The 6,455-nt window shown below is 70.0% G+C and carries 5 protein-coding genes; 1 reads left to right on the top strand and 4 read right to left on the bottom strand.

Translation table 11 applies throughout. The features are described 5' to 3' along the window. Positions 1 to 128 (top strand): SEC-C metal-binding domain-containing protein (locus VGD44_RS26500; RefSeq protein WP_414694622.1); only part of this gene is annotated, 128 nt, incomplete at its 5' end. 13 nt (positions 129 to 141) lie between these two features. On the opposite strand, the gene VGD44_RS06830 is transcribed toward VGD44_RS26500, so the two are convergent. The 4 genes from VGD44_RS06830 to VGD44_RS06815 all read right to left on the bottom strand — a co-directional run. Further along, on the bottom strand, positions 142 to 1,692 hold the full coding sequence (locus tag VGD44_RS06830) for a hypothetical protein (RefSeq protein WP_331085215.1): 1,551 nt from the start codon (positions 1,690 to 1,692) through the stop codon (positions 142 to 144). After that, the gene (locus VGD44_RS06825; protein ID WP_331085213.1) at positions 1,692 to 3,089 is read right to left on the bottom strand and encodes a DUF4139 domain-containing protein; all 1,398 of its coding nucleotides are present in this window, start codon (positions 3,087 to 3,089) and stop codon (positions 1,692 to 1,694) included. Before VGD44_RS06825 ends, VGD44_RS06830 begins: the two co-directional genes overlap by 1 nt. A gap of 66 nt (positions 3,090 to 3,155) precedes the next feature. Next, on the bottom strand, positions 3,156 to 4,367 hold the full coding sequence (locus tag VGD44_RS06820) for a PLP-dependent aminotransferase family protein (protein ID WP_331085211.1): 1,212 nt from the start codon (positions 4,365 to 4,367) through the stop codon (positions 3,156 to 3,158). A 219-nt stretch (positions 4,368 to 4,586) separates the two neighbouring features. Further along, on the bottom strand, positions 4,587 to 6,455 hold a 1,869-nt coding region (locus VGD44_RS06815; RefSeq protein WP_331085209.1), incomplete at its 5' end, for an alkyl/aryl-sulfatase.

Genomic DNA, 6,455 nt, shown 5'->3' with positions numbered 1-6,455 from the left:
CCGCCGAGCAACGCGCCGCTCTGCCCCTCTCGGCCCTGCCCGACGGCTGGGAAGACAGCGGCCGCAACCAGCCCTGCCCCTGCGGCTCGGGCAAGAAGTTCAAACACTGCCACGGCGCGCTGGTCTAGGCGCGCCGCCGCCCTACTCGGAATAGACGCGGTACCTGAGCGTCTCCTGCCCGCGGGGCGGGAGGCGGATCAGCCACATGGCGTCGCCGTTCTTGTTGGTCGAGCGGCGTGAGGCCTTCGTCACCTTGAAGCCGTCGCCTTGGTTGGCCTGGCGGTACTCCAGCGTAACCGCCACCGGCTTGTCGTTGACGAACGTCGCCTGGATGTCGGTCCAGTCGGTGCCGTTCGGGCCGGACCTGTAGCCGGTCTCGTCGACGTTGACCTGCACGTCCATGGAACGCCCCAGCTCCAGCTCGACAGGCAAGCCTACCGCAGTGTCGCGGACGCGCCACTGACCCACCAGCAGCGACGCGCCGCTTCCCGGCGACTCCATGACCGTCACGGCGCCGGCCGGCAGCGGCTTGCCCAGCCCGGCCTTCGTCTCGTTCTTCAGGCGCAGGACACTGGTGGCCGGTTCAAGCTCGCCCTCGTCGTGCTGGTCGCCGTCGTAGCGGAACGCGTAGAGGCGCTCGAAGCGGACGCCGCGCTGTTCCAGGAACTGGACCTGTTTGGTCTGGTGGGAGGCGACCGTGGTGGGCTCGGGCAGGGTATAGAGCTTGTAGTCGCCGAGCTCGGACAACGTCGCGCGTCGCTCGGCCGTCACCACGATCTCCTCGAGGCCCTCGCCCGGGACCGCGCCGATCCCGCCGTGGCCGCGCGCGATGGGCGCATTCAGGACCCGGCCGCGAACCGCGACCTGCCGCCGCAAGGGCCAGCACTGGATCGTGAGGCCCGTGGTCGAGAATTCGGGCGGCGCCGTCTCCGCCTCGTGCGAGAGGTTTCCGGCCACGACGTCCGTGGGGGCTCGCACCAGGCTCATCGAGGTCTGGTTGGCGAGCGTGATCCAGCCGGTGAGGTCCAGGGTGCGTCCATCCGCGGCGACACGCGCCACATAGTCAGCCGACCACCCCATCCCGGTCGCCAGATAGCTGAGACGAACCTTGTAGCGCCCAGCCGCGGGCACGTCGGCCAGGATCGAAAACGTGGGCTTGTCCGCGAGGCCGGGCGGCAGGCCATCAAACACCAGCCGTTCGGGCGCACCGCTGCAGCCCAGGCCTTCGACCCGGCCGTCCACCTCCAGCACGGGCCCGTCGGCGCCGGCCCGCAACACAGCCGGCCGGGCGGTCGCGACGCCGGTCTTCGGGTGGGTCCGCACCAGCTGGACCGTCCGGCTTAGCGAGCCCTCGACCAAGGCCCCGGGTGTCAGCAGGTTGTAGTCTTCGTTGCGCTCGACCGTTGGGCCGGGCAGGTCCTCCACGGCCGCGGTTTCGGGAACCATGGTGTCGGAGACGCCCCGGAAGCTGATGCGGCTGCGACCGGCCGGCAGCTCGATCGTGCGGGTCTCGCGGATCATGGCGAGGCCTTCGTAGGGCTCCATCTCCTCGAGCCTGTCGTCGACGCTGATGTCGATCGGTACCCTCAGACGGTAGATGGTGACCGCGGCCTCATCCGGCGCGGTCGAGACGACCTGGCCCGCCGCCGGCCCAGCGGCAAGGGTGGCGGCGAGGAGGATTGCCCCGCGCATCACCAGCCGGTTTCGATGGTGGCCGTCAGCCGCGTCTCGCCGCTGGCCGGAACGGGGACTTCCCAACCCAGGTTGTAGGCGTCGATCCGCTTGCTGGGCAGGCTCTCCTTGGCGACTTTGCCTTCGCGGCCCAGCCCGCCCTGCCGGACGACCACGGTGGCCGGCGCGCCGCGGGCGTTGCGGACCACATAGGCCATTTCGTAGCGCGTGCGGGTGCGGCTGATCTTCTCTGAGCTCACCACCGTGGGCTGGACGGTGACGTCGAAGGCGTCGCCGATCTTTACCGAGACGTCCATGCCGCGCGGCGTGTGGTCGATGCGGTTCTCGCCGACGAACTTGGGCTCGCCGGCCTGGTCGCGGACGTAGACGCGCACGATGCCCGCCGGCAGCTGGTGGCCCAGGCCCGTGGCGTCGGTGTTGGCGAACTGGATCACCACGTCGGCGCTCACCGGCTGCTCTTCGCTTTCAAACCCGTAGCTCCGGTACAGGTAGGTCTTGCGGCCCGTCGCGCCCTTGAGGTCGATCAGGCTGACCTGCTTGGTCTGGTTCTGCGCGACGGTCGTCTTCTGCGACAGCGTGTAGAGGTAGTAGTCGGCCAGGGATTGCGGCCCCTGCGCCATCTGTTGTGGCTGAGCGGCGGCGACGCGCCGCGCAGCGCGGGCGCGGGTCTCACGGTTCCAGTATTCCTGCTCGCTGCCGATCAGGTTGACGTCGCCCGCCACCAGCTGGACGTCGGCCATCGGGTACTCCACGCCCGACTGGTTGGTGAGTGTGACCCACCCCTGGATGTCCAGCGTGCCAGCCTTCTCCTCGAACAGCGCCACATAGTCCGCCTTCCACGACAGGCCGTTCGTGAGATAGCTCAGCGTCGCAGGCCGCACCCCGGCCCTCTGGGAATCCACTGTCACCGACAGCGTCGGCCGAGCCCGCAGGTTGTCGGGGATCCGGTCGAAGATCACGCGGGTCGGGATGTCGTCGGCGCGCAGCACCTCGATCTTGTCGCCCACCCGCAACACCACGCCTTCGTTCACGGAGAGCACCGTGGCCGTCTCGGTGACCTGGGCGCCATTGCCGGGGTTGATGCGGACGATCTGCACCTGCTTGCCGACCGCCTTCTCCATCAGCTTGTCGGGCGTCAGCAGGTCGAAGTCGAAGTTCTGCTCGACGATGCCGATGCCGGCCGCCGACAGCGACACCGTCTCCGGCCGGATGCGCGCCGAGACGTCGCGGAACTCCTGACGCGAGCGGCCGGCCGGGATGTCCAGGCTGCGGACGTCCTGCACCAGGGCGATATCGCTGTTGTAGATCGTGACCGACAGCTTCTGGCCGTCGGCGCCCCAGGCCGGCGCGGCCAGGTCGATGGCGGCTACACTCGCCGCCAAGCTAAGACGAAACACTGACGCACCTCCCCAGGGTTGCGTCCAAGCCTGTCACGCCCCGGCGGCGCAGCGCAAGTGTGAGCCCTAAGCCCGCGCCGCCGCCACCTGTGCCGCGTTCCCGCCGTAGGCCATGCGCGCCTCGATCACCCGCGCCAGGCGCCGCACGCCCTCGTCGATGTCCTCCGGGCTGGACAGGGAGTAGCTGAGGCGCAGGCTGTTGAGCTCCGGCCCCACGGCGAAGAACGGCGCGCCGGGGACGAAGGCCACGCGTTCCTCCGCCAGGGCCGCTTCCAGCAGGCGTGCGCCGTCCAGGCCTTCCGGCAGCCGCACCCAGACGAACATGCCGCCCTCGGGCTTGGTCCAGGCGACGCCCATCGGCATGTGGCGGGCGAGTGCGGCCTGCATGGCCGAGGCGTGGTCGCGGTAGTGCGCGCGCAGGCGGTCGAGGTGGGCCTCGTGGCCGTCGGCGACGATGCGCTCGGCGACCATCTGGTTGATCGTCGACGCATGCAGGTCGGCGCCCTGCTTGAGCAGCACGATCTTTTCGATCACCGCCCGCGGGCCGCAGATCCAGCCCAGGCGCAGCGCCGGCGACAGGGTCTTGGAGAAGGTGCCGCAGAACACCGTCCGCACGTCCTCGATCGAGCCCGAGCGCGCGACGTCGAGCGCCAGCACCATCGGCTCGTCGCACCCTGAGAAGCGCAGCTCGCGGTAGGCGCCGTCCTCGACGACCACGACGTCGTGCGTCTCCGCCAGGTCGAGCAGCCTGTCGCGCTCGCGCCGCGTCATGGTGCGGCCGGTCGGGTTGGCGAAGTCGGGCACCACATAGGCCAGCCGCGCGCCCGCCGGGACCTCGCCACCCAGGTCGGCATAGGTCGGCTCATACGCGTTGAAGGCGCCGAGCGCCCCCATGTAGGTCGGCCGCTCGACCAGCACGCCGTCGCCGCGTCCGAGGAACAGCTTGCCCAGCAGGTCCAGCGCCTGCTGCGAGCCGGCGGTGATGACGATGTTGCCCTCGTCGCACGGCGCGCCGGCGCGGGTCATCCGCTCGGCCACCCAGCGGCGCAGCGACGGCAGGCCCTCGCTCACGGAATACTGCAGCGCCTGCTGGCCGGCGTCGGCAAGCACCTGCGCGTACAGCGACTGCATCCGCTCCAGCGGGAACAGGGCCGGGTCGGGGATGCCGCCGGCGAACGACAGGATGTCGGGTTGGTCGAGCAGCTTCAAAAGCTCGCGGATCTCGGAGGCGCGCACGTGCGCCATCCGCGGACTGAAGCGATCTTCCCAGGTACTCATCGAAGTAATCTCCATCAGGCGGCGGCGGATGGAGGAGGCTGGCCGATCCATCCGCTGGTGGGCGGGGATCGAAAGCGTGGCGCGTCAGACGCGCACGGCCTCGCGAGCCCCCGGACGGGCGACGGCTACCTTCACGATATGTGCGGACCGGCGGCTCATGACGGCGCGACCGTAAGGGTTCGGCGAACGCTTGTCACCGGTCCAGTCGCCGCAGACTGGCTATCGGCGCGTGACGATCGGGAAGCCCGGCTTCGGCGGGGTGAGCCAGCTCAGCAGGCGGGCCAGCGCGGTGCGGTCGCCGATCGCCGCGGCGCCCGACAGGTCGCCGCCGCCCAGGGCGCCCACCAGGAACTGCGAGCGCGGGATGGTATAGACCGCGTCGGCCCTGCCGCCCGCCGGGTCGGCCTCGTAGGTCAAGACGGCGTGCTTCACCCGCACCCGGTAGCGCTCCTTGCGGTCGGGGAACACGAGGTCGATCGAGACCTGGCCTTCCTTCGCCTTCTCCGGGTCGAGGCGCACGGCCAAGAGGTCGAGCAACATCGGCGTCGGCGTGTTGCGCACGAAGTCCAGCGAAGCGCCCTGCACCGGGCTGGCGCGCACGCCGGCCCGCAGCTCCTGGGCGCCCGAGAGGTACATGTTGCGCGAGATCGAGCTCTCGGCCGCCGCACCCTGCCGGAGGTAGGCCCGTGCCAGCAGTTCGCGGGCGGCGTTGTTCTGGGCGTCGGCCGTCACCAGGCGGTTCAGGAGTTCGCCTGCCCAGCGGTCATCCCCGGCATCGAACGCGGCCTGGGCCGCGGCCAGCACCTTCGCGGACCCGCCCATCAGCGCCACATAGCGGGCCGACTCGTCGGTGGGCTCCAGCGGTGCGAGGTGGACGGGATTGGCGTCGTACCAGCCCATGTAACGCTGATAGACTGCCCGGGAGTTGAAGCTCATCGTCCCATAGTAGCCGCGGTTGTACCATTCGCGGTCCAGCGCCTCGGGCAGCTTCAGCCGGTTTGCGATCTCGGCCGGCAGCAGGCCCTCGTTCATCAGCCGCACCGACTGGTCGTGCAGGTACTTGTAGGCGTCGCGGTGCTTCTCGACGTAGTCGGCGATCACCTCGCGGCCGAACCGCGGCCAGGCGTGGCTGGTGATCAGGATGTCGGCCTTGTCGCCGTAGAGCCGCATGGATTCCGAGAGGTAGCCGGCCCACTCCCTGGCGTCGCGCACCAGGGCGCCGCGCGGCGTCAGCACGTTGTGCAAGGTAGCGTTGGCATTCTCGGCCAGGTCCAGCACCTTCAGGTCGGGCAGCCAGAGGTTCATCTCGGCCGGCGCTTCGGTCCCGGGCGTCAACTGGAATTCGATGCGCACGCCGTCGATCGTCAGGGTCTGGCCGGTCTGGGTGATGCTTGTGGTGGGCGGGATCAGCGTCTGCGTCCCGGCGCTGACCGCGGGCCCGATGCCCGAGCTCACCTGGCCTGAGGGGTCCTTGGGCAGCAAGGTCCCGAACTGGTAGCTCGCGCGGCGCGCCATGGCGGCGCCGGCGATGACGTTCTCGCTGACAGCGTGCTCCAGGAAGCCCTCGGGCGCGATCACCTGCACCTTGCCGGCGTCGACGTCGGCCTGGGCAACCATGCCGCGGGCTCCGCCGAAGTGGTCGACGTGGCTGTGGGTGTAGATCAGCGCCACGACGGGCCGCGCGCCGAGCTTCTCGTCGGCGAGGTCGAGCGCGGCCTTGGCAGTCTCGGCCGAGGTCAGTGGGTCGATGACGATCCAGCCGGTCTTGCCGGCGATGAAAGTGGCGTTGGCGAGGTCGAAGCCGCGGACCTGCCAGACGCCTTTGGCCACCTCGAACAGGCCGTGCTTCGCCAAGAGCTGCGACTGCCGCCAAAGGCTGGGGTTCACGCTGACGGGCGCTGCGCCCTTGAGGAAGTCGTAAGCGGCGAGGTCCCAGACCACCCGGCCGTCCTCGGCGGTGATCTTCGGGTTGGCGCGCGTGCCCAGGAAGCCCCGCTCGGCAAAGGCGAAGTCCTGGCGGTCGGCGAAGTCAGGGCCGGCGGCTGCCGGCGTGGCCAAGGCTGCGGCGAGGAGGGCCGCAACGAGCGT

The organism is Phenylobacterium sp. (assembly GCF_036402295.1).
Taxonomy (GTDB): Bacteria; Pseudomonadota; Alphaproteobacteria; order Caulobacterales; family Caulobacteraceae; genus Phenylobacterium.
Note: the sequence above shows the minus strand (reverse complement) of the source record. Positions and strands in the feature narration are given on the sequence as shown.